Origin of the sequence: Caenispirillum salinarum, assembly GCF_044803115.1 — a bacterium.
GTDB classification, from domain to species: Bacteria; Pseudomonadota; Alphaproteobacteria; order Rhodospirillales; family Rhodospirillaceae; genus Caenispirillum; species Caenispirillum salinarum_A.
In genome coordinates, this window is record NZ_CP085224.1 from 1,941,074 (window position 1) to 1,963,257 (window position 22,184).

Consider the following 22,184-nt stretch of genomic DNA (forward strand, 5'->3'; position numbering starts at 1 on the left):
CGACGCGCCTGGAAATGCTTGGGGCGGGGAACCGCTTCCCTTGGAAAGAAACGGCAGGGTGTAAAGGCAGCCGACAACGCCGGGCGGTGTGCTGTCGGTGATTGTGGTTGCTCAGTACCGCAGTCGCGCGACCATCGCCATGTCGTGTCGCGACCAAGGTTCAAGTCTTGTTATAGGACTTGTGGCAAGGAAATGAGGAAAACTGCGGCTGCCGGAAGAAGTCCTCCAAGCGAACCTTGGGAAGAATCTGATGTGGCGTTTTTTGTAAGTTTGGGCGTCACCTCTTTAGGGATATGTCAAAAGGGTGCGGTATTATGAAATCGCCAATAAAACAGGCCGCCCGGCAGAGCGGGCGGCCTGTCGCGGCTGCGGAGCGGTGCGCGGTGGCGGGGCCTAGATCCCCATGCCTTCGGCCTGCGCGTTCAGGGCGGCCTCGAAGCGGTCGAACATCTCGTCGATCTCGGCCGTCGAGATGACCAGCGGCGGGGAGAAGGCGATGATGTCGCCGGCCATGGCGCGCAGAATGACGCCATTGTCCTGCGCCTTGGCGGCGACCGACGGCCCCACCTTGCGGGCGGGGTCGAAGTTCTCCTTCGTCGCCTTGTCAGCCACCAGTTCCACCGCCCCGATCAGGCCGATGCCGCGCGCCTCGCCCACCAGCGGGTGGTCGGCAAGGGCCCGCAGGCGCTCCTGCATCCGGGGGCTGACCTGGCCGATGTGGCCCAGAATGTCGCGCTCGTCGTAGATCGCCAGCGTCTCGTTGGCGACGGCGGCGGCGACGGGGTGGGCGCTGTAAGTGTATCCGTGGCCGAAAGCGCCCAGCGCGTCGCTGCCCGAGCGGATGCCCTGGTAGACGGTCTCGTTGATGAGCACCGCCGAAATGGGCAGGTAGGCCGAGGACAGGGCCTTCGCCATGGTCATGATGTCGGGCTGAAGGCCGAAGGTTTCCGTCCCGAACATCTTGCCCGTGCGGCCGAAGCCGCAAATGACCTCGTCAGCCACGAACAGGATGTCGTGCTTTTTCAGGATCGGCTGGATCTTCTCGAAGTAGGTCTTGGGCGGCACGATCACGCCACCCGCGCCCATGACCGGTTCGGCGAAGAAGGCGGCGATGGTATCCGGCCCCTCGCGCTCGATCAGCGCTTCCAGGTCGGCGGCCATGCGGGTGGCGAAGTCTTCCTCGGTCTCGCCGGCCTCGCCGTAGCGGTAATGGTGCGGGCAGGAGGTGTGCAGGATGCGCTCGATGGGCAGGTCGAAGCCCTTCTGGTTGAGCGGCAGGCCCGTCAGGCTGGCGGCGGCCACGGTCACGCCGTGGTAGCCGCGCAGGCGGGCGATGATCTTCTTCTTTTCCGGCTTGCCGATGGCGTTGTGGTAGTACCAGATCATCTTGATGGCGGTGTCGTTGGCCTCCGACCCGCTGTTGCAGAAGAAGGCCTTCGACATGGGCACCGGCGCCATCTGCACCAGCGTTTCCGCCAGTCGGATGCCGGGCTCCGTCGCCTTGTGGTTGAAGCTGTGGTAGTACGCCAGCTCTTTCATCTGCTTCGTCGCGGCGTCCACCAGCCGGTCCTCGCCCCAGCCCAGCGACGTGCACCACAGGCCCGCCATGCCCTCGATGTAGTCCTTGCCGGCGTCGTCATAGACGCGCACGCCCTTCCCGCGCATGGCAACCATGGGGCCGCTCTGCTCGTGCGCGACGGCGTTGGTGTAGGGGTGCAGGGTATAGGCGATGTCGGCGTCGCGAAGGCTGTTGGACGTCATGGCTCGGACCTTGATGGGCGTTGATCGGAAAGGCGTGTGTGGCACCACTGTGCCAAGCGTCCGGGGGAAGGGGGAAGTGCCATTGTCGGCGGCTCCTCCGGCCTTCCAGAAAAAAATCGACGACTGTGTCGCCGGTGGATGCCGCAAGAGCGGCGGCAGCGAGCGTGGGCCCCTGCTTCCGCAGGGGCGACGGCTTTCTCAAGCACCTGATCGGGCTTCAAAAACACCCGTCATTCCTGCGAAAGCAGGAAACCACATCCGCTGCCGGCCGTCCCTGACTTACGCCGCCGCCAGCTCTTCCAGGGTGGACTCGATGATGTCCAGGCCCTCGTTGACCAGCGCGTCGGAGGCCGTCAGCGGCACCAGGATGCGGATGACGTTGCCGCGCGTGCCGCAGGCCAGCAGGATCAGGCCCTTCTTGGCAACGGCCTGCACCAGCGCCTTGGTCAGGTCCGGGGCGGGCGCGCGGGTTTCGCGGTCGGTGACCAGCTCCATCGCCACCATGGCGCCCTGGCCGCGGATGTCGCCGATGCACGACAGGCTGTTCTTCTTCGCCATGGCCTCCAGGCGCTCGGTCAGAAGCGCGCCCAGCATGGCGGACCGCTCCACCAGGCCCTCTTCCTCGATGGCCTCCAGCACCGCCAGGCCCGCCGCGCAGGCCATGGGGCCACCGGCATAGGTGCCGCCCAGGCCGCCGGGCGCGGCGGCTTCCATCACCTCGGCCGTGCCGGTCACGGCGGATAGCGGGAAGCCGCCGGCGAGGCTCTTGGCCATGGTCATCATGTCGGGCTGGATGCCGGAATGCTCGATGCCGAACATCTTGCCGGTGCGGGCGAAGCCGGTCTGGATCTCGTCGGCGATGAGCAGGATGCCGTGGTCGTCACAGATCTTGCGCAGGGCCTGGAGCCATTCCGCCGGCGCCACGTTGAAGCCGCCCTCGCCCTGGACGGGCTCGACGATCATGGCGGCGATGCGCGACGGGTCGATTTCCGTCTTCAGCAGGCCGTCCAGGTAGCGCAGGGCCTCGTCCACCGTCACACCGTGGTATTCGTTGGGGAAAGGCGCATGGTAGACCTCGGCCGGGAAGGGACCGAAGCCGGCCTTGTAGGGCACCACCTTGCCGGTCAGCGCCATGCCCATCATGGTGCGCCCGTGGAACGCGCCCGAGAACGCGATGACGCCCGAGCGCCCGGTATGGGCGCGGGCGATCTTGATGGCGTTCTCCACCGCTTCGGCGCCGGTGGTCAGGAACATGGTCTTCTTCTCGCCCCGGCACGGGACGACCTGGTTCAGCTTCTCGGCCAGCGCGACGTAGCTTTCGTACGGCGTCACCTGAAAGCAGGTGTGGCTGAACTTCTCCAGCTGCCCGGCCACGGCGGCCTTCACCTTGGCGTGCAGGTGGCCGGTGTTCAGAACGGCGATGCCGCCGGCGAAGTCGATGTAGCGCTTGCCTTCCACGTCCCACAGCTCGGCGTTCTCGGCGCGGTCGGTGAAGACGGGCAGCAGGGTGGCGACGCCGCGCGGAACGGCGGCGGCCTTCCGGGCATTCAGGTCGGTGTTCGCGGACATGAACAGGAACTCCCTCACGAAGAGTTGGTTACGGTGGTGGTGAGGCACAGCGCGGCCGTCGCGGAGAAGCGGAAGCCCCGTCCCCGGGGGTCTTCCGCCGCTCCGCCGCAGGATCGACGCGAAATGGCGGCCGGTGTGCGTCTGCGGGCTGCCCGGCTTACTTGATGCCGCCCATGCAGAGGTATTTGATCTCGATGAAGTCCTCGATGCCGTACTTGGAGCCCTCGCGGCCGACACCGGATTCCTTGACGCCGCCGAAGGGCGCGACCTCGGTGGAGATGATGCCCTCGTTGATGCCGACGATGCCGTACTCCAGGCCTTCCGACACGCGCCAGACGCGGCCCAGGTCGCGGGCGTAGAAGTAGGCGGCCAAGCCGTACTGGGTGTCGTTGGCCAGCTTGATGGCCTCTTCTTCCGTCTCGAACTTGTACAGCGGCGCGACGGGGCCGAAGATTTCCTCGGCGAACAGGTTCATCTCCTGCGAGACGTTGGTCAGGATGGTCGGCTCGTAGAAGGTGCGGCCCAGGTCGGCGCGCTTGCCGCCGGTGACCACCGTCGCGCCCTTGGACACGGCATCGGCCACCAGTTCCTCGACCTTCACGGCGGCCTTTTCGTTGATGAGCGGGCCTTGGGTGACGCCCTCCTGCGTGCCGTCGCCGACCTTGAGGTTCTTCACGGCCTCGGCCAGCTTCTCGGCGAATTTGTCGTAGACGCCCGCCTGCACCATGATGCGGTTGGCGCAGACGCAGGTCTGGCCGGCGTTGCGGTACTTGGACGCCATGGCACCGGCCACGGCGGCATCCAGGTCGGCGTCGTCAAACACCAGGAACGGCGCGTTGCCGCCCAGTTCCAGCGACATCTTCTTCACGGTGTCGGCGCACTGCTTCATCAGCAGCTTGCCGATGGCGGTGGAGCCGGTGAAGGACAGCTTGCGCACGATGGGGTTGGACGTCATCTCGCCGCCCACATCGCTGGATCGCGCCGTGGTGACAATGTTGAAGATGCCTTTGGGCACGCCCGCGCGCTCGGCCAGTTCCGCCAGCGCCAGCGCCGACAGCGGCGTTTCCGCGGCCGGCTTGATGACGATGGGGCAGCCGGCGGCCATGGCGGGGCCGCACTTGCGGGTGATCATGGCGTTGGGGAAGTTCCACGGCGTGATCGCCGCCACCACGCCGATGGGCTGCTTGAGCGTGACGATGCGCTTGTCGGGGCCATGGCTGGGGATGACGTCGCCGTAGATGCGCTTGCCTTCCTCGGCGAACCACTCGATGAACGATGCGCCGTAGGCAACCTCGCCCTTGGCCTCGGCCAGCGGCTTGCCCTGCTCGGCGGTCATCAGGAGGCCCAGGTCGTCCTGGTTTTCCATGATGAGGTTGAACCACTTGCGCAGGATGTTGGCGCGCTCCTTGGCCGTCTTGGCGGCCCAGGCCGGCATGGCGCGCTCGGCCGCCTCGACGGCGCGGCGGGTTTCATCGGCGCCCATGTCGGGCACGTTGGCCAGCACCTCGCCCGTGGCGGGGTTGGTGACCTCGAAGGTCTTGCCGCCGTCGGCGTCGACCCAGGCACCGTCGATGTAGGCCTTCTTGCACAGGAGCTTCGGGTCGTTCAGCGTCACCATCGTCGTCTGCCTCCGTCTGGTCGGTCTGTTCTGCAAGGTTCTGGATGTGCCGGAACAACGCGGCACGGCGCTTTGTCGTGGCGTGGTCCCAAAAGTACCACGTTTAAAAAACTAGACAAACCATCCGTACGCCCCCGGTCACGGTCCATTCAGCCGCGAGCCGGCGGCTCCACTGGGCATTTCGGCCTTGGAAAGCGGTGCGGGGACAGTTTAAAATATTAGACGACACAATAAGAACGGGAGGACAGGGCGTGATGGATTTCGACGTGGGGGCGCGCTTGCGCGCGATCCGCGAGGAAAAGGGCCTGTCGCAGCGTCAGCTCGCCATCCGGGCCGGGGTCACCAACGGCACGATCTCTCTGATCGAGCAGAATCGCAACAGCCCGTCCGTCGCCAGCCTGCGCAAGGTGCTGCAGGGCATTCCCATGTCGCTGGCCGAGTTCTTCGCCAGTGAGATGCCGGAGACGGAGAAGATCGTTTTCCGCCCGCACGAACTGGTGGAACTGACCACCGAGATCCAGAAGCGCAGCAAGGGCCGCATCTTCCTGCGCCAGGTGGGCGGCGACCTGCGCAACCGCACGCTCCAGATCCTGCACGAGACCTATGAGCCCGGCGCCGATACGGGCCGCACCATGCTCCAGCACGCCAGCGAGGAGGGCGGCCTGGTGATCGAGGGCCGCATCGAACTGACGGTGGGCGATCAGGTGGAAGTGCTTGGGGAGGGCGACACATACCTGTTCGACAGCCGCCAGCCGCACCGATTCCGCAACCCGTTCTCCGAGCCCTGCATCATGGTGTCCGCCTGCACGCCGCCGTATTTGTGAGTATTCGAAACACCAAGGCACCAAGAGGATGTCCTGACGGTGAGGTTTCGCGGAAACAGCGGGCGAATGAAGTTTCGCGGCAAAGCCGCCTTCATTCAGGAAATGTCACCAGCCGCTGATCCGCGTTCACCCCGTGTCCTGGTGTCTTCGTGCCCTGGTGGTTCAAAACCAAAAAGAGCGGCCCCGCGAGGCCGCTCTCTTCATTTTCGGGCGGCTCTGCCGCCTTACAGGGCGGTGAAGAAGTCGTTGCCCTTGTCGTCGACGATGATGAAGGCCGGGAAGTCCTCCACCTCGATGCGCCAGATGGCTTCCATGCCCAGTTCCGGGTACTCCAGGACCTCCACCTTCTTGATGGCCTCCTGCGCCAGTTGCGCCGCGGCGCCGCCGATGGAGCCAAGGTAGAAGCCGCCGTGCTTTTCGCAGGCCTTGGTGACGGCGCGCGAGCGGTTGCCCTTGGCGATCATCACCATCGAGCCGCCATGCTCCTGGAACAGGTCAACGTAGGCATCCATGCGGCCCGCCGTGGTGGGCCCGAAGGAGCCCGACGCCATGCCTTCCGGCGTCTTGGCGGGGCCGGCGTAGTAGACGGCCATTTCCTTGAAGTACTCGGGCAGGCCCTCGCCCTTGTCCAGCCGTTCCTTCAGCTTGGCGTGGGCGATGTCGCGCGCGACGATCATCGGGCCGGTCAGGCTGACGCGGGTCTTGATCGGGTACTGCGACAGGGTTTCGCGGATTTCCTTCATGGGCCGGTTGAGGTCGACCTTCACCACCTCGTCCGACAGCTTCTCGGTCTTGACCTCCGGCATGTACTTGGCCGGGTTGGATTCCATCTGCTCCAGGAACACGCCGTCGCGGGTGATCTTGCCGAGGATCTGACGGTCGGCCGAGCACGAGACGCCGATGCCGACGGGACACGACGCGCCATGGCGCGGCAGGCGGATGACGCGGACGTCATGGCAGAAGTACTTGCCGCCGAACTGAGCGCCGATGCCCATCTCCTGGGTCATCTTCAGCACCATGGCCTCGGCTTCCAGGTCGCGGAAGGCGTGGCCGGCCTTGCTGCCCTCGGTCGGCAGGTTGTCCAGGTACTTGGCCGACGCCAGCTTGACCGTCTTGAGGTTCGTTTCGGCCGAGGTGCCGCCGATGACGATCGCCAGGTGGTACGGCGGACAGGCGGCGGTGCCGAGCGTGCGGATCTGTTCGTCCAGGAACTTGCGAAGGCTGTCGGGATTCAGCAGCGCCTTGGTCTGCTGGTACAGGAAGGTCTTGTTGGCCGACCCGCCGCCCTTGGCCATGAACATGAACTTGTAGGCGTCGCCCTCGGTGGCGTAGAGGTCGATCTGCGCCGGCAGGTTATTGCCGGTGTTGACTTCCTCATACATGGTCAGCGGCGCCATCTGCGAGTAGCGCAGGTTCATCTTCGCGTAGGCGTTGGCGACGCCGGCCGACAGGTAATGGGCGTCGTTGGCGCCGGTCCACACGCCCTGGCCCTTCTTGCCCATGACGATGGCCGTGCCGGTGTCCTGGCACATGGGCAGCACCATGCCCGAACTGATGTTGGCGTTCTTGAGCAGTTCCAGCGCGACGAAGCGGTCGTTCCGGCTGGCTTCCGGGTCGTCCATGATCTTGCGCAGCTGGGCCAGGTGGCCGGGGCGCAGCAGGTGGCTGACGTCCTTGAAGGCTTCCTCCGCCAGCACGGTCAGCGCCATGGGGTCGACCACGAGCACCTCGCGGCCGCCCAGCGTCTCCACGGACACATGGTCGCTGGTGATCTTGCGGTAGGGCGTGGTGTCGGCGCCCAGGGGAAACATCTCGGAGAAAGCGACGTCGATGGTCATGGCTCCAGCCTCGCAGGTCGGACAATAAGCGGACGGGCCCACACGCGGGCAGGGGCCACCATACCAGCGGCCCGCCCGAGCGGGTAGGGAACTCTGCGGGGGAGTGTTTAGCGCAAGATCACTTCTTACGGAAGGCGTCGAGCGTCACGACGTTGTCGCCGCCCTTATCGTCGTCGCCGGAGTCGCCGCCCACGCCGGGGCCGGCGGCGGGACGCTCGTCGGAGGAGGGGTCGTGCAGCAGCACGTCGGCGTCCTCGTCGTCGAAGCCTTCGAAGTCGCCCAGGTCGGAGTCGTCCTCGTCGTCCAGGATGCCCAGCTGGAACTGCAGGCCGAACTTGGCGTGCGGATCGGCGAAGGCGGTGACGGCAGAGAACGGAATCTCCAGCGTCTCAAGCCTGCCGCCGAAGCTCAGGCGCACGCTGAACATGTCCTGCGACACCAGAAGGTCGTGGTACTGGTGCTGGAGGACGATGGTCATCGTCTCGGGATGCTGGGCGCGCAGGCGGTCGGGGATGTTCACCCCTGGGGCCTCGGTCGAAAAGGTGATGTAGAAATGGTGTTCGCCAGGAAGGCCTTCCGCGGCGGTGATCTCGAGCGCCCGACGCAGCACGCCTCGCAGGGCGTCCTCGACCATTTCCTCGTAGTTGAAGCCGGGGATGTCGTCGTGCTCGGTCAAGGCCTTGGGGTCCCGTTCTGTTTCACCGTGACGCCGTGCTCTGAACGGCACGGTCGGATGGGCGCCGGACGGACCCGGCCGGACGGGCGGGGCCGGAGGCGGAAGATAAGTGGGAGGCTTCTGTTGCCAGGTGCCTCCCGGACCCCGCCTGACGGGGCTAACCGCCAGGGCTTCAATTTCGGTCACGACACCGCGTTACGCGGCGGCGCGAGCCGGAGCAAAGTTGTCGTTGGCAACTATTGCGTATGGCCCGATAACGGTGGAACCATGCCGGACGCAACCTTCATCTTTACCACGCGCGTCGATCCTGTTTCGGCCCCGCAGAGGAGTTGGTGGAGCCGCCGGGTACTGCCCCCGGGTCCGCTACGCTTATTCCATGAAGGGTTTAGCGTCATAGTCGGGTGCGACCCGACAGGCCCTATATAGAACCCTTGCCCGGTCTTGCAAAGGGGGTTTCCGCGAAAAAGCCCAGGCGCCGTAATGGTTCGTCCGTCGATCTGTCACCGCCATATCATTTTACCCGGAAAGAAGATGCGGGAATGATGCCGGTGGCTCGCACTGGGCCGGCATAAGGTTCCGCATGACACCGGGGGACGACGACATGCAGGACGCGCAACCCTATAAAGTGCTGTTCGTGTGCTCGGGCAACAGCGCCCGCAGCATCCTGGCCGAGGCCATCCTCAACCGCATGGCGCAGGGGCGATTCGCCGCCTACAGCGCCGGCAGCGATCCGGTGGGGCACGTGCATCCGGCGGCGTCGCGCATGCTGGAGATGAACGGCCACGACCCGCGCACGGCGCGCTCCAAGACGTGGCTGGAGTTCACCGGCCCCGACGCCCCGCGCCTGGACATGGTGTTCACCCTGTGCGACCGGGCGGCCGGGGAAATCTGCCCTCACTGGCAGGGCGAGCCCGTGGTGGCCTACTGGGACCTGCCCGACCCGGCGGAGGTGCCGCTGCCCGACCAGATGGCCGCCTTTCATGCGACCTACATGGATCTGGAGCGCCGCATCACCCTGCTGACGGCCCTGCCGCTGGCGGCGCTGGACCGCCTGGCGCTCAAGGCCCGCCTGCGCGACATCGGCGGCGGCGGGGGCGTCGGCGAGATGGCGCTGGCGGCGGGACCGGCCTGAGGCATCGGTCCCGCCGGCGTCGCGCCGCTCAGCGGAACCAGAACTTCGGCTTCTTCCGCTTTTTCGGAGTCTCGCCCATCTCGGCGGCCTCGCCGGTAAGCGTCTTCCAGACGCTCTGCGCGATGGCACCGTAGGCCTGGGCGTGGGCGCCGTCGGGGTCGTCGACCACGATGGGGCGGCCGGCATCGGTGGTTTCGCGGATTTTCAGGTCCAGCGGAATTTCGCCCAGGAACGGCGCCTTCAGTTCTTCCGCCGTCTCGCGGGCGCCGCCGTGGCCGAAAACCTCCTCGCGGTTGCCGCACTTGGGGCATTGGTAGTAGCTCATGTTCTCGACGATGCCGAGCACGGGCACCTCGACCTTGCGGAACATGTGCAGGCCCTTGCGCGCGTCCAGCAGCGCGATGTCCTGCGGCGTGGAGACGATCACAGCGCCCGACAGCGGCACCCGCTGGCACATGGTCAGTTGCGTGTCACCCGTGCCCGGCGGCATGTCGACGATCATCACGTCAAGTTCCGGCCAGTCGACGTCGCGCAGAAGCTGCTCCAGCGCGCCCACCACCATGGGGCCGCGCCAGACCACCGGCGCCTCTTCCTCCACCATGAAACCGATGGACATCACGGTGACGCCGTGGTTCTCCAGCGGCACGATCCGGTCGCCGCGGGTGCCGGGCTTCTTGTTGTGCAGGCCCATGATGCGGGGCACGCTCGGGCCGTAGATGTCGGCGTCGAACAGGCCGACCTTCAGCCCCAGGCGGGCGAGGGCGAGCGCCAGGTTGGCGGCGGTGGTCGATTTGCCGACGCCGCCCTTGCCCGACGCCACGGCGACGACGTGCTTGATGTTGGGCAGCGAGATCTGGCCCGGCCCGCCGCCGTGGCCGCCCACCTGCGGCCCGCCCTGGCGCGGCGCCTGCTGCTGCGGCGCGGCCTGCGGCTGCCTGGGCGGCGGAGCGGCGGTTGCGCCCGTCGGGTTGGAGGCGGTGAGCACAACGGTCACGGCCTCCACGCCCGGAAGCTCGGCAAGGGTGCGCTCGGCCTCGGCCCGCAGGGGCTCCAGTTCCGGACCCAGCTGGGCCGGCACCTCGATCATCAGCGTGACGCGCCCGCCGCTGATCACGGGGTCCTTCACCCAGCCCGTGGACACCAGGTCCGTGCCGGCCTGTTCGGCCCGCACGCTCTTCAGCGCCTGGAAAATGGTGTCCTTATCGATTTCCGCCATCCTTGAAAACTCCTGAGACTTCCCGATATTCCACCCATCGACAAGGTCCGCCCGGTGCTCGCGACCCGGGCCTTTCATTGCGCCCGGTAGTATAGGTCCCTATAAGGAATGGAGGACCGCGCATCACGGGGCGGGTCTTGGGCTCGGATGATTTGTCACTGGGCGTGCTCCGGCCGGAGCCTGCTTGCGAGACACATTAATCATCCAGTCATCTGTTGGCGAAGAGGGATTTGTTCAATGGCCTGGAATCAGCAGGGCGGCCCCTGGGGCGGCGGCGGTAACAGCGGCGGCGGTGGTGGCGGCCCCTGGGGCGGCGGTCGCGGCCCCGGCGGAGGCGGCGGAGGCGGAGGTGGAGGCGGCGGCAACCCGCCCCCCGACCTGGAAGAAATGCTCCGCAAGGCCCAGGACAAAATGCGCCGCTTCTTTCCCGGTGGCGGTGGTTCCGGCGGTGGCGGCGGCGGCGGCCGTGGCGGCTCCGGCGTTGGCGGCATCGGTCCGAAGACCGTGGTGCTGGTGGTGGCCGGCGTGCTTATCGCCTGGGGTCTGACCGGCTTTTATCGCGTGCAGCCCGACGAACAGGGCGTTGAGATGCTGTTCGGCGAATACGTCAAGAACACCGGCCCCGGCCTGAACTACTGGTTCCCGGCGCCCGTCGGGTCGGTGGAGACGCCGAAGGTCACCATCACCAACCAGATCACCGTCGGCTTCCGCGGCAGCGGAGACCCGCGTGCCGGATCGGCGCGCGACGTGCCGGAGGAAAGCATGATGCTGACCGGCGACCAGAACATCATCGACACGGACTTCATCGTGCAGTGGCGTATCGCCGATGCCGGCAAGTTCCTGTTCAACATCCGTGATCCCGAGACCACCGTGAAGGCCGCCGCCGAGTCGGCCATGCGCGAGATCATCGGCCAGACGCCGCTCGAATCGGCCATGACCGATGGCCGTATCGAGGTGCAGGCGCGGGCGCAGGAACTGCTGCAGTCCATTCTCGACGAATACCAGGCCGGCATCAGCATTCTGGACGTCAAGCTGCTGAAGGCCGACCCGCCGGAGGAAGTCATCGACGCATTCAACGACGTGCAGCGCGCCCGCCAGGACAAGGAGCGCCTGCAGAACGAGGCCCAGGCCTACCGCAACGACATCATTCCCCGCGCCAAGGGTGAGGCCGAACGCCTGATCCAGGAAGCGCAGGGCTACAAGCAGAAGGTCATTGCAGACGCCGAGGGTGAGGCTCAACGCTTCGCGTCGGTGCTGGAGAGCTACAACACCGCCCAGGACGTGACCACCAAGCGCCTGTACCTGGAAACCCTGCAGGAAGTGCTGGCCAACAGCGACAAGGTGCTGGTCGACTCCGGCGCCGGCGGTTCGGGCGTTGTCCCCTACCTGCCGCTGCCCGAGCTTCAGAAGCGCGTCGCAGGCGAGCGCCGTGAGAACACCGGCGGCACCGGTGGCAGCCAGACGCCGCTGCGCTCCAGCCCGTCGCCCACCATGTCCTCCACCAGCGCGCAGGAGGCCGCCCGATGAAAAAAACCACTCTTGCCGTCCTTGGCGTCGTCGTGGCGGTCGCGGCGATCGTCCTCAATTCCGCGCTGTTCACCGTGCATCAGACCGAGCAGGCCCTTGTGCTGCAGTTCGGCAGCCCGAAGCGGGTCGAGACCGAGCCCGGCCTGAAGGTCAAGATCCCGTTCATCCAGAACGTGATCCGCTACGACAGCCGCGTGCTCGACCTGGACCCGCCGGGCCAGCAGGTGCCGCTGCGCGACCAGAAGCGCATCATCGTCGACACCTACGCCCGGTACGAAATCGTCGACCCGCTGATGTTCTATCAGACGGTGCGCGGCGAACTGGGACTGCGTGACCGATTCGGCTCGATCCTCAACTCGGCCGTCCGCGACCAGTTGGGCGAGGCCGACCTGACCGATCTGCTGGGCGAAGGCCGCAGCCGCGTCATGCAGGAGATCACCACCTCCGTCCGCCGCCGCGCAGACGAGTTCGGCATCAAGGTGGTCGACGTCCGCATCGGCCGTACCGACCTGCCGCAGGAAACCAGCCAGTCGGTGTTCAACCGCATGCGCTCCAGCCGTATCGCCCAGGCCGCCCAGCTGCGCGCCGAGGGTGAGGAGCTGAAGGCCAAGATCCAGGCCGAGGCCGACCGCGACCGCACGGTCATCCTGGCCGAGGCGCGCAAGACCGGCGAGATCCTGCGCGGTCAGGGCGACGGTGACCGCAACCGCGTCCTCGGCGAGTCCTACGGCGCGAACCCCGAGTTCTTCGCCTTCTACCGCTCCATGGACGCCTACCGCCAGGCGTTGGGGAACGGCGGCACCACAATGGTGCTGAGCCCGGATAGCGATTTCTTCCGCTACTTCGACACGGCGCCGGCCGGCGGCAACATCCAGCCGCTGTCCTCGGCCCCGTCGGGAGCCGGTGGGCAAGCCCAGGGCGGCGACAACAACGCCGCGGCCCAGTAACATCACCTGCAAGCCTTGAAGGGGCGCGGCCGGCGACACTCGCGGCCGCGCCCTTTTCTTGTCCGCGCCGTGACATGCAAGAAGGACCGCTCCCCGAACATGACCGAAGACCTGCTCGCCGCGCTCGCGCTCGCCATCGCGCTGGAGGGCGCCGTCTATGCGCTGTTCCCGGCCCGCATGAAGGCCATGATCGCGCAGGTGTTGACGCTGCCCGACGGGGCTCTGCGCGGGGCCGGCTTGGCGGCTTGCGCAGTGGGCGTGCTTCTCGCGTGGCTGGTGCGGGGCTGACACCCTCGCCGGCGTGACGGTCGGTGCCCAACTTTCGCCATGTGCGGGGGCAACGATGAACCGGCCAAAAGCATAGTGTCCCTGGAACCAGAGGCCGCTGCGTCCTACATTAAATCGCGACTTTTCCGCGTTCTTCCCGGCCGGGGCCGCACGCACCGCGCGCGCATCCGTTGTCCGGGGCCCGTATTCACCGCTTCCGCCTTGAATGGAGAGGTATCCGTGACAGGATCGATCCGCACCCCCATCCCGGCCGCCGGCCGCTGGCTGTCCGCGCTGGTGGTCGTTGGCGCCCTGATGCTCGGCGCCATGGCCCCCCAGCCGGCGCGGGCGCAGAACGGGCCGCCTGACAGCTTTGCCGACATGGCGGAACGCCTGCTGCCGGCCGTGGTCAACATCTCCACCACCACCACCCTGGGCGGCGAGCGCGGGCCGCAGATGCCGCAGTTTCCGCCGGGCAGCCCGTTCGAGGACTTCTTCCGGGAGTTCTTCGAGCGCCAGCAGGCGCCCAGCGTGCCGCGCCGCGCCACCTCGCTGGGATCGGGCTTCGTCATCGACGGCGAGAACGGCTATATCGTCACCAACAACCATGTGATCGAGGGCGCCGAAGAGGTCACTGTCATCCTTCAGGACGACACGGTGCTGACGGCCGAAGTGATCGGCCGCGATCCAAAGACCGACGTGGCGGTGCTGAAGGTCGACAACGACGAAACCCTGCCGTCGGTGCAGTGGGGCGACAGCGATGTCGCGCGCGTCGGTGACTGGGTTATCGCCATCGGCAATCCCTTCGGTCTTGGCGGCACGGTGACCGCCGGCATCATCTCGGCGCGGGCGCGCAACATCAACGCCGGGCCCTATGACAACTTCATCCAGACGGATGCCTCCATCAACCGCGGCAACTCCGGCGGGCCGCTGTTCGACATGAGCGGCCAGGTTGTCGGCGTGAACACCGCCATCTACTCGCCGGCCGGCGGCGGTTCGGTCGGCATCGGCTTCGCGACGCCGTCGAACCTGGCGCGCAACGTCGTCGAGGACCTGATCGAGTACGGCGAGGTCAAGCGCGGCTGGCTGGGCGTGCGCATCCAGACCGTCACCGACGAGATCGCCGACAGCCTGGGCCTGGACGGCGCGCAGGGCGCCCTGGTCGCCAGCGTGCAGCCGGACGGGCCGGCGGCGGCGGCCGGCATCCAGCCGGGCGACGTGATCCTGCGCTGGGACGACCAGCCCATCAATGAGATGCGCAATCTGCCCAAGGCCGTGGCGGAGACCCAGATCGGCCGCACCGTGGACGTGATCGTCTGGCGCGACGGCGAGCGCAAGACCATCGATGTCGAGGTGGCCGAGCTGCAGGAAGAGGATGCAGCCGCCTTCGCCGGAGAGCCCGGCCGGAATGGCGCCCCGGAACCGGAGCAGACGGGTTCCGAGGTGCCGGCGCTGGGCCTGTCCGTGCAGCCGCTCGACATGGAAGCGCGCGAGATGTACGGCATTCCCGATGACGTGCGGTCGGGCGTCGTCGTTTCCGACCTGTCGGCCGACAGCGATGCGGCCCAGAAGGGCATCCGTCCGGGCGACGTGATCGCCGAGGTCAACCAGACCCGCGTCTCCTCTGCCGGCGAAATCCGCGAGCAGGTGGCCCAGGCGCGCGACAATGGCCGCAAGTCGGTGCTGCTCATGGTGCAGGGCGACACCGGCAGCCGCTTCGTGGCCGTGCGCATCGGCGAGGAAGGCTGACGCAGGCGCGTTCCGCGGAAGGACGGGAAGGGGCGGTCCGTGCGGGCCGCCCCTTTCTCTTTGCGCGGGCGGCGGCTAAAGTGCGCGGCATGAAGCGCGTCGATTTCTATCATCTGCAACGCTGGCCGCTGGAACAGGCCCTGCCGCCGCTGCTCTCCAAGGTGCAGGAGAGCGGCCAGCGCGCCGTGGTGCTGACGGCATCGCGCGAGCGGGCGGAGGCGCTGTCGGCGGTGCTGTGGACCTGGAAGCCCGACAGCTGGCTGCCTCATGGCACGCCGGGCGACGGCTTCGACAGCGATCAGCCCGTGTGGCTGGCGGAGGAGGACCAGCGCCCCAACGGCGCCGCGATCCTGCTGCTGACCGACGGCATGACGTCGGCGCGCATGGACGACTACGACCGCTGCCTGGACCTGTTCGACGGCCGCGATCCCGACGCCGTGCAGGCCGCCCGCGAGCGCTGGAAGGCCTGCCGCGACAAGGGCTGGGAAATGCACTACTGGCAGCAGACAGAGCGCGGCGGCTGGACCGAAAAGGCCAGCGCCAACACCCCTGCACTCCGGGACGCGGGCGCGCCGGAGTAGAGCAGCCGCCGCCTCCGTTCTCCCGCACGACGGGGTGCATATCGCTTCGCGGGCCGTTCGGGGGAACGGGGAGGGGGGGCGATCATGCGCGCACGCTTCGAGGTTCAGGTCCAGCCCCCAAGCTAGTGTGGGCGCGCCGCGCCCACGGGAGACGCGGGCGTTGGGGCACCGCCCCAAGCGCGTGAGCGCTCGCTCAGCCCCCCGCCGCCATCGCTTCCTCGTAGGCTTCGGAGACCTCCAGCCACGCCATTTCCGTCTCTTCAAGCTGCTTGGCGACCTCGCCCAACTCGATCTGGAGGGCCGAGACCTTCTCAGCCGGCCCGTCATAGAGCTTGGGGTCGGCCAGCCTGGCCTCCAGCGCCTCCTTCTGGGCCGTCAGCTTTTCCATTTTCTTTTCAGCCGCTTGCGCCTGTTTCTTCAAGGGCGCGAGCTTCTGGCGCAGTTCGGCGGCGGCGCGGCGGTCCTCTTTCCGGGCGGCGGCAGACTGGGCGGGGGCCTCGTCGGCGCCGTTGGCCGCGCGGGCGTCGGCCTTGGCCTCGCGCCGGGCATCGCGGGCCTGGTCGAGCAGAAGGCGGCGGTAGTCCTGCATGTCGCCGTCAAACGGCGTCACGCCACCATCGGCCACCAGCCACAGGCGGTCGGCCACCAGTTCCACCAGGTGCGGATCGTGCGAGATGAGCACGACGGCGCCCTCGAAGACGTTCAGCGCCTCGATCAGGGCATCGCGGGTGTCGATGTCCAGGTGGTTGGTGGGCTCGTCAAGCACCAGCACGTGCGGCGCGTCGTGGGTCATGAGCGCGATGAGAAGCCGTGCCTTTTCGCCGCCCGACAGCTGCTCCACCCGGTTGTCGGCCAGTTGCGCGCCGAAGCCGAAGCGGCCCAGGTGGGCGCGCACCTTGGTGTCGTTGACCCCGGGCATCAGCTTCGCCATGTGCTGGAGCGGCGTGCCCTGCGGGTTCAACTCCTCCGTCTGGTGCTGGGCGAAGTAGCCGACGCGCAGCTTGGTGGAGGCCTTGAGGTTGCCTTCCATCAGCGCCAGCCGCCCGGTGATGACCTTTGCCAGCGTCGACTTGCCGTTGCCGTTCGCACCCAGCAGGGCGATGCGGTCGTCCATGTCGATGCGGAAGTTCAGGCGCCGCAGGACGGGCTTGCCGCCATAGCCCGCCGTGCCGCCGTCTACCTGGATCAGCGGCGGCGCCAGCTCCTCGGGCTGGGGGAAGTCGAACTGGATGCCCTTGTCCTCCACGATGGGGATGACGGGCTCCATCTTCTCCAGCATTTTCAGGCGGCTTTGGGCCTGGCGGGCCTTGGTGGCCTTGGCACGGAAGCGGTCGACGAAGGATTGCAGGTGGGCGCGGCGGGCCTCCTGCTTCACCGCCTGCTTCTCGCGCAGTTCCATCATCTCGCGGCGCATGCGGGCGAAGTCGTCGTAGTCGCCCATGTAGCTGACCAGCTTGCCTTTATCCAGATGCAGGATGCGCTGGCAGACCTTGTTGAGCAGGTCGCGGTCGTGGCTGACGATGATGAGCGTGCCCGGATAGACGGCCAGATAGTTCTCCAGCCAGATGGTCGCTTCCAGGTCCAGGTGGTTGGTCGGCTCGTCCAGCAGCAGCAGGTCCGGCCGGGCGAACAGGGCGGCGGCGAGTGCGACGCGCATGCGCCAGCCGCCGGAGAAATCCCGCACGGGCCGCGCCTGCGCCTCGGTGGAAAAGCCCAGGCCCGAGAGGATCGACGCCGCGCGCGCCGGCGCGGAATGGGCGTCGATGGCGTTCAGGCGCTCGTGGATTTCCGCCAGCCGGTGGGCGTCGGCCTCGTCCTCGGCGCGCGGCAGGTCGGCGAGCAGGGCGGCGCGCTCCTTGTCGGCGGCCAGCACGCAATCCAGCAGGTTGTCGTCGCCGGCCGGCGCCTCCTGCGCCACCCGGCCGACGCTGGCGCGCGGGCGCACGGCGACGTCGCCGCCGTCCGGCGCCGTCTCGTTCAGGATCAGGCGCAGGAGGGTGGACTTGCCGGTGCCGTTGCGGCCGACCAGGCCGACGCGCTGGCCCGCCGGGATATGGGCCGTCGCGCCGTCCAGAAGCACACGGCCGCCAATGCGATAGACGAGGTCGTTGATATGCAGCATGGGCCGCTCAATACCACAGCCCGCGCGCGCCGGAAACGGGGCTGTTGGGGCTGGCCGCGCAATGGCCCTGTCGGGTGGCGCGGTCAGGCTGTACGGTGAACGGAAAGTCCGCCACGGAAGGTCTTCCGCCGCCATGATGCCCACCCCCGCCGAACAGCGGGCCGTCGCCTGGATCGCCGGCATCGCGCACTTCTTCAGTCACCTGTTCGAGCCGATCTTCTATGTGGTCGCGCTGGTGCTGCCGACGGTGTTCGATGTCTCCTACGAGGCGGCGCTGACACTCATCATCGTCGGCAAGCTGCTGTACGGGCTGGCCGCGCCGGCGGCGGGATGGCTGGGCGACCGCTGGTCGGCCACCGGCATGATGGCTGTGTTCTTCCTCGGGCTCGGCGTCTCGGGCCTGTGGGCGGGCATGGCGGGGTCGGCGACCGAGATGATGCTGGCGCTGGCCGCCCTCGGCCTGTTCGGCAGCATCTACCACCCCGTCGGCATCGCCTGGCTGGTTCGGTCCGCCACGTCGCGCGGCAAGGCGCTGGGGTTCAACGGCATTTTCGGCGGCCTCGGCCCCGCGGTGGCGGGGGTGACGGCCGGCGGCTTGGTGGAGTGGCTGGGCTGGCGGGCGGCTTTCATCATCCCGTCGCTGGTGGTTTTGGCGCTGGGTGTGGCTTTCGTCATCCTCATGCGGCGCGGCGTGGTGCGCGAGACCCGGCACGACGCTGCCCCGCAGCCCGAACCCGACCGCCGCGACACGGTGCGCGCCTACACCATCCTGGCGCTGTGCATGGTCTGCGGCGGGCTGATCTACCAGTCGACGCAGTCCACCCTGCCAAAGGTGTTCGAGGAAGGGCTGGGCGGCCTGCTCGGCGACGGCGGGACGCTGGGCGTCGGCACGGCGGTGATGATCGTCTACGGCGTCGCCGGCTTCATGCAGTTGATCTGCGGCCATCTGGCTGACCGGTTCCCGCTGAAATACGTCTACGTCGGCATGTACCTGCTGCAAATCCCCATGCTGGCGATGATTCTGGGGCTGACAGGCGCGCCGCTGCTGCTGGCCGCCGTCTTGGCCGTGACGCTGAACATCGGCGCCCTGCCGGCTGAAAACAGCCTGCTGGCGAAGTTCACCCCGGCGCGCTGGCGGGCGACGGCCTATGGGCTCAAGTTTGTCCTGGCCTTCGGCGTCGCGGGGCTCGGCGTGCAACTGGCGGCCTGGATTCGCGGCACGACCGGGGACTTCTTCTGGCTCTATGCCCTGTTGGCCGGCGCGGCGCTGGTCGTCGCCGTGATGGGCATCCGCCTGCCGGGGGATCGGCCGGCGCCGCAACCCGCGCCGGCGCCTGTCCAGGCGGCGGAGTAGGGGCTCACCCCAGGCCCAGGCGCGGCAGTTCGATGGCCGGGCAGCGGTTCTGCACCACCACAAGCCCGGCGGCGGCGGCGCGGGCGGCGGCCGCGTCGTCCACGACGCCCAACTGGGTCCATATGCCGACGATGCCCTTTTCCTCCTTCAGCGTGATCGCCTCGTCGATCACGTCCCCGGCGCGGTCCGAGCGGCGGAAAATGTCCACCATGTGGACCGGGCCCGGCACATCGGCGAGTTTCGCATGGCAGGGGACATCGGCGATGGTGCCGCCGGCGTGGCCGGGATTCACTGCAACGACATCGTAGCCGTGCCGCGCCAGGAAGCGCAGCACGCCGTTGCTCGGCCGGTGGGTCTTGGGCGAGGCACCGACGACGGCAATGCGCCGGCACCCCGTCAGGAGAGCCTTCACCCGCGCGTCCGTCGGCGCGGCGTTCAGCGTGGCGGCATCTTCGGAAAGGGCGGCGTCGTCGTTCGCGGTCATGCAGGTCTCCCGAGCCGCGTCGTCTCTACAGGGTACGCCTCGCGCCGGCCCCGCGTCGCCGGCCGGCGGCCGGTGCGATCTTATGAGACCTGTTGAATGACGCGCTTGTGTGGTTATATGCGTTTTTGGAAGGGTGAGTGCGCCACCGGTTGGTGCCGGCAGGCGTTACGGCATCCCCCTCATGTTCGGAGAGAACGCATGTTTCGGGCTCCCATGCTGACCGTCCACGAGGTGGCCGACCGGATGAAGGTGACGCCGCGCACGGTGGGCGACTGGATTCGCAGCGGCAAGCTGCGCGCCATCAAGGTGGGCCGCGACTGGCGCATCGCCGTGCGCGACCTGGAGGCCTTCGCCGACGCCCACGCCAACATCCCGGCCCCGCCATCCCTCGAGCACGACGCTCACAGATAGACGCGGTCTCGCGCGCACACGACCTGACGGAAAAGCCCGGCCGGTGATGGCCGGGCTTTCGTCGTTCCGGCGCGGACGCCGTGCGCACAAAAAAATGCGGCGAACGGCAAAGGGGGGCCGTTCGCCGCTCAAGGACGGGATCTGATCGAAGAAGGGGAAGTCTTCTCGTCACAGGCTTCACTTGGGGCGGCGAACCGATTTTTCAACCCGGTGATCCGGTCGGCCCCGTTCAGGTATGCGTCCGACCCGGTGCCCGTCTCCTGTCATCGTATTGTCATAAATGCCCGCCGGGTGTATTCTCGCTGCAAAGGCGCACACAGTGCGGCTATGGCGCCGCACGGCGAAATGCGCCGGGGACACGATCATGGACGCAGCGACCGTCACCGCGGGGGGAGACCTGCCCCTGTTCGCCATCATCACCGGCCTGTTCGGAGGGCTGGCGCTGTTCCTGTTCGGTCTGGAGCAGCTGACGGGTGCCCTGAAGACGGCGGCGGGCGACAACATGCGTGGCATTCTGGCAGCCATGACGCGAAACCGGCTGCTGGGCGTGATCACCGGCGCCGTGACCACGGCGGTCATCCAGTCCTCGTCGGTGACGACCGTGCTGGTGGTGGGGTTCATCTCCGCCGGCGTGATGACGCTGACCCAGGCCATCGGCGTCATCATGGGTGCCAACATCGGCTCCACCGTCTTCGCCCAGGTCATCGCCTTCCGCATCACCGATGCCGCCCTGCCGCTGATTGCCATCGGCTTCGTCGGCGCCAGCTTGCAACGCAACAAGGTCTTCGGACACTGGGGCGGCGTGCTGCTGGGGCTCGGGCTCGTGTTCCTGGGCATGATGCTCATGGGCAACGCCATGGAGCCCCTGCGCGACTGGCCGCCGTTCCTGGATGCCATCGCCAGCATGAGAAACCCGGTGCTGGGCATCCTGGCCGGGGCGCTGTTCACGGCGCTGGTCCAGTCCTCGGGCGCGACGACGGGTATCGTCATCGTCATGGCGGGGCAGGGGATCATGTCCATCGAGGCGGGCATTCCCGTCATCCTGGGCGCGAACATCGGCACCTGCGTCACCGCGCTGCTGGCCGCCATCGGCCGCCCGCGCGAGGCGGTGCGCGCGTCGCTGGCGCATGTGCTGTTCAATGTCATCAGCGTGGTCGGCTGGGTGTGGCTGATCGGCCCCGTCGCCGACCTGATGCAGAGCCTGACGCCCGGCGACGTCGCCCGCCAGATCGCCAACGCCCACACGCTGGTGAACGTGGGGGCGACGGTGGTGCTCATCTGGTTTGCACCGCTGTTGACGGCCGTCATCACCCGTCTGATCCCCGAGCGCCCCAAGAGCCCGGAGGAAGAGGCGGTGACGCCCCGCTACCTGGACTCCGCGCTGCTGGCCACGCCCCCCGCGGCCATGGAGGCGGTGCGCCGCGAACTGGGGCGCATCGGCCGGCGCGCCCGGCGCATGGTCGCCGAGGCCCTGCCGGCGGCCTTGCACGGCTCCAAGACCGGGCTGGACCGCCTGGCGCGCATGGACGATTCGGTCGATGCGCTCTACGAGGCGACCATCGACTACCTTCGCCGCCTGGGCGCCGGCACGCTGACGGCCAAACAGGCGGCCGTCTACATGCGCCTGATGGAGGTGGCGCGCGGGCTGGAGAGCATCGGCGACCTGGTGGAAACCGACATCGTCTCCATCGGCCGGCGCCGCCTGGAGGAGAAGGTCACGGTCAGCGAGCATACGGCGCGCCGGGTGGGCGACCTGCACGCCCGCGTGCTGGAGGCCCTGGACCTGACGCTCAAGGCTGTGGCCGAGGACGACCGCGAGGCCGCGCGGCGCGTGGTCGCCATGAAGCCGGAGATCCAGGCGCTGGTGCGCAAGGCGCTGGACTACGGCGCGACGCGCCTGCTGGCGTCGGAGCCCAACCGCGTCAACGCCTATGCCCGGGAAACCGAGGTGGTGGAGCAACTGCGCCGGGTCTACTACTTCAGCAAGCGTATCTGCCGCGCCATCGCCGAGCCCGAGCCGGCGCCCCCGGCGGTGGTCGAGGCCTCCCGCGCCGCCGAGCCTTCGCCGGCAGAGTGATCATCGCGTCCAATGACACTGGATTTCCGGC

The 22,184-nt window shown here is 67.7% G+C and carries 18 protein-coding genes and 1 other RNA gene; 10 read left to right on the top strand and 9 right to left on the bottom strand.

From position 1 onward, the window contains the following. Window positions 1-393: 393 nt before the first annotated feature. From LG334_RS08800 to gabD, 3 genes are all read right to left on the bottom strand, one after another. Window positions 394-1,761 carry an aspartate aminotransferase family protein gene (locus LG334_RS08800; RefSeq protein ID WP_404385236.1) on the bottom strand — a complete coding sequence of 456 codons (1,368 nt, stop codon included), beginning with the start codon at window positions 1,759-1,761 and terminating at the stop codon, window positions 394-396. 279 nt (window positions 1,762-2,040) lie between these two features. Then, entirely contained in the window at window positions 2,041-3,330 is a 1,290-nt protein-coding gene (gene gabT, locus LG334_RS08805; protein ID WP_404385238.1) for a 4-aminobutyrate--2-oxoglutarate transaminase, read from the bottom strand. 157 nt (window positions 3,331-3,487) lie between these two features. Further along, window positions 3,488-4,948, bottom strand: a complete 1,461-nt coding sequence (gene gabD, locus LG334_RS08810; protein WP_404385240.1) for an NADP-dependent succinate-semialdehyde dehydrogenase — start codon at window positions 4,946-4,948, stop codon at window positions 3,488-3,490. Between the two features lie 254 nt (window positions 4,949-5,202). On the opposite strand from gabD, the gene LG334_RS08815 reads away from it, so the two are divergent. Continuing rightward, window positions 5,203-5,772 carry a cupin domain-containing protein gene (locus LG334_RS08815; protein ID WP_404385242.1) on the top strand — a complete coding sequence of 190 codons (570 nt, stop codon included), beginning with the start codon at window positions 5,203-5,205 and terminating at the stop codon, window positions 5,770-5,772. Window positions 5,773-5,996: 224 nt separating this feature from the next. On the opposite strand, the gene LG334_RS08820 is transcribed toward LG334_RS08815, so the two are convergent. The 3 genes from LG334_RS08820 to ssrA form a co-directional block, all read right to left on the bottom strand. Beyond that, the gene (locus LG334_RS08820) at window positions 5,997-7,610 is read right to left on the bottom strand and encodes a fumarate hydratase (protein WP_404385244.1); all 1,614 of its coding nucleotides are present in this window, start codon (window positions 7,608-7,610) and stop codon (window positions 5,997-5,999) included. Between the two features lie 118 nt (window positions 7,611-7,728). Further along, window positions 7,729-8,286 carry an SspB family protein gene (locus tag LG334_RS08825; RefSeq protein ID WP_404385246.1) on the bottom strand — a complete coding sequence of 186 codons (558 nt, stop codon included), beginning with the start codon at window positions 8,284-8,286 and terminating at the stop codon, window positions 7,729-7,731. A 108-nt stretch (window positions 8,287-8,394) separates the two neighbouring features. Further along, window positions 8,395-8,738, bottom strand: a transfer-messenger RNA (tmRNA) gene (gene ssrA / locus LG334_RS08830). A 149-nt stretch (window positions 8,739-8,887) separates the two neighbouring features. Between ssrA and LG334_RS08835 the strand changes: the two genes are divergently transcribed. Next, window positions 8,888-9,418 carry an arsenate reductase ArsC gene (locus LG334_RS08835; protein ID WP_404386342.1) on the top strand — a complete coding sequence of 177 codons (531 nt, stop codon included), beginning with the start codon at window positions 8,888-8,890 and terminating at the stop codon, window positions 9,416-9,418. Between the two features lie 28 nt (window positions 9,419-9,446). On the opposite strand, the gene LG334_RS08840 is transcribed toward LG334_RS08835, so the two are convergent. After that, entirely contained in the window at window positions 9,447-10,634 is a 1,188-nt protein-coding gene (locus LG334_RS08840; RefSeq protein WP_404385248.1) for an Mrp/NBP35 family ATP-binding protein, read from the bottom strand. A gap of 237 nt (window positions 10,635-10,871) precedes the next feature. Between LG334_RS08840 and hflK the strand changes: the two genes are divergently transcribed. The 5 genes from hflK (at window position 10,872) to LG334_RS08865 (ending at window position 15,705) form a co-directional block, all read left to right on the top strand. Then, complete coding sequence (hflK, locus tag LG334_RS08845) at window positions 10,872-12,161, top strand: FtsH protease activity modulator HflK (protein ID WP_404385250.1); 1,290 nt, start codon at window positions 10,872-10,874, stop codon at window positions 12,159-12,161. Continuing rightward, window positions 12,158-13,108 (top strand): protease modulator HflC, encoded by a 951-nt coding sequence (gene hflC, locus LG334_RS08850; protein ID WP_404385252.1) that lies wholly within the window; start codon window positions 12,158-12,160, stop codon window positions 13,106-13,108. Before hflK ends, hflC begins: the two co-directional genes overlap by 4 nt. A 99-nt stretch (window positions 13,109-13,207) precedes the next feature. Beyond that, on the top strand, window positions 13,208-13,396 hold the full coding sequence (locus LG334_RS08855) for a DUF2065 domain-containing protein (protein WP_404385254.1): 189 nt from the start codon (window positions 13,208-13,210) through the stop codon (window positions 13,394-13,396). A 219-nt stretch (window positions 13,397-13,615) separates the two neighbouring features. Continuing rightward, window positions 13,616-15,124 (top strand): DegQ family serine endoprotease, encoded by a 1,509-nt coding sequence (locus LG334_RS08860; RefSeq protein ID WP_404385256.1) that lies wholly within the window; start codon window positions 13,616-13,618, stop codon window positions 15,122-15,124. A gap of 89 nt (window positions 15,125-15,213) precedes the next feature. Further along, window positions 15,214-15,705 carry a DNA polymerase III subunit chi gene (locus LG334_RS08865; RefSeq protein WP_404385258.1) on the top strand — a complete coding sequence of 164 codons (492 nt, stop codon included), beginning with the start codon at window positions 15,214-15,216 and terminating at the stop codon, window positions 15,703-15,705. Window positions 15,706-15,898: 193 nt separating this feature from the next. Here LG334_RS08865 and LG334_RS08870 read toward each other — a convergent pair whose 3' ends face one another. Further along, window positions 15,899-17,827, bottom strand: a complete 1,929-nt coding sequence (locus tag LG334_RS08870) for an ATP-binding cassette domain-containing protein (RefSeq protein WP_404385260.1) — start codon at window positions 17,825-17,827, stop codon at window positions 15,899-15,901. 133 nt (window positions 17,828-17,960) lie between these two features. On the opposite strand from LG334_RS08870, the gene LG334_RS08875 reads away from it, so the two are divergent. After that, entirely contained in the window at window positions 17,961-19,181 is a 1,221-nt protein-coding gene (locus LG334_RS08875) for an MFS transporter (protein ID WP_404385262.1), read from the top strand. Window positions 19,182-19,185: 4 nt separating this feature from the next. On the opposite strand, the gene LG334_RS08880 is transcribed toward LG334_RS08875, so the two are convergent. After that, on the bottom strand, window positions 19,186-19,665 hold the full coding sequence (locus LG334_RS08880) for a CoA-binding protein (protein ID WP_404385264.1): 480 nt from the start codon (window positions 19,663-19,665) through the stop codon (window positions 19,186-19,188). A 198-nt stretch (window positions 19,666-19,863) separates the two neighbouring features. Between LG334_RS08880 and LG334_RS08885 the strand changes: the two genes are divergently transcribed. Together LG334_RS08885 and LG334_RS08890 are read left to right on the top strand one after the other, a co-directional pair. Beyond that, window positions 19,864-20,076, top strand: a complete 213-nt coding sequence (locus LG334_RS08885; protein WP_043646451.1) for a helix-turn-helix domain-containing protein — start codon at window positions 19,864-19,866, stop codon at window positions 20,074-20,076. A gap of 364 nt (window positions 20,077-20,440) precedes the next feature. Further along, window positions 20,441-22,153 carry a Na/Pi cotransporter family protein gene (locus LG334_RS08890; RefSeq protein WP_404385267.1) on the top strand — a complete coding sequence of 571 codons (1,713 nt, stop codon included), beginning with the start codon at window positions 20,441-20,443 and terminating at the stop codon, window positions 22,151-22,153. The last annotated feature ends 31 nt before the right edge of the window (window positions 22,154-22,184 follow it).

Excerpts from the sequence above, each read along its gene's own strand:
- LG334_RS08800 (WP_404385236.1), bottom strand. The coding sequence starts at position 1,761 with ATGACGTCCAACAGCCTTCGCGACGCCGACATCGCCTATACCCTGCAC.
- gabT (WP_404385238.1), bottom strand. The coding sequence starts at position 3,330 with ATGTCCGCGAACACCGACCTGAATGCCCGGAAGGCCGCCGCCGTTCCG.
- gabD (WP_404385240.1), bottom strand. The coding sequence starts at position 4,948 with ATGGTGACGCTGAACGACCCGAAGCTCCTGTGCAAGAAGGCCTACATC.
- LG334_RS08815 (WP_404385242.1), top strand. The coding sequence starts at position 5,203 with ATGGATTTCGACGTGGGGGCGCGCTTGCGCGCGATCCGCGAGGAAAAG.
- LG334_RS08820 (WP_404385244.1), bottom strand. The coding sequence starts at position 7,610 with ATGACCATCGACGTCGCTTTCTCCGAGATGTTTCCCCTGGGCGCCGAC.
- LG334_RS08835 (WP_404386342.1), top strand. The coding sequence starts at position 8,888 with ATGCAGGACGCGCAACCCTATAAAGTGCTGTTCGTGTGCTCGGGCAAC.
- LG334_RS08840 (WP_404385248.1), bottom strand. The coding sequence starts at position 10,634 with ATGGCGGAAATCGATAAGGACACCATTTTCCAGGCGCTGAAGAGCGTG.
- hflK (WP_404385250.1), top strand. The coding sequence starts at position 10,872 with ATGGCCTGGAATCAGCAGGGCGGCCCCTGGGGCGGCGGCGGTAACAGC.
- hflC (WP_404385252.1), top strand. The coding sequence starts at position 12,158 with ATGAAAAAAACCACTCTTGCCGTCCTTGGCGTCGTCGTGGCGGTCGCG.
- LG334_RS08855 (WP_404385254.1), top strand. The coding sequence starts at position 13,208 with ATGACCGAAGACCTGCTCGCCGCGCTCGCGCTCGCCATCGCGCTGGAG.
- LG334_RS08865 (WP_404385258.1), top strand. The coding sequence starts at position 15,214 with ATGAAGCGCGTCGATTTCTATCATCTGCAACGCTGGCCGCTGGAACAG.
- LG334_RS08870 (WP_404385260.1), bottom strand. The coding sequence starts at position 17,827 with ATGCTGCATATCAACGACCTCGTCTATCGCATTGGCGGCCGTGTGCTT.
- LG334_RS08875 (WP_404385262.1), top strand. The coding sequence starts at position 17,961 with ATGATGCCCACCCCCGCCGAACAGCGGGCCGTCGCCTGGATCGCCGGC.
- LG334_RS08880 (WP_404385264.1), bottom strand. The coding sequence starts at position 19,665 with ATGACCGCGAACGACGACGCCGCCCTTTCCGAAGATGCCGCCACGCTG.
- LG334_RS08885 (WP_043646451.1), top strand. The coding sequence starts at position 19,864 with ATGTTTCGGGCTCCCATGCTGACCGTCCACGAGGTGGCCGACCGGATG.
- LG334_RS08890 (WP_404385267.1), top strand. The coding sequence starts at position 20,441 with ATGGACGCAGCGACCGTCACCGCGGGGGGAGACCTGCCCCTGTTCGCC.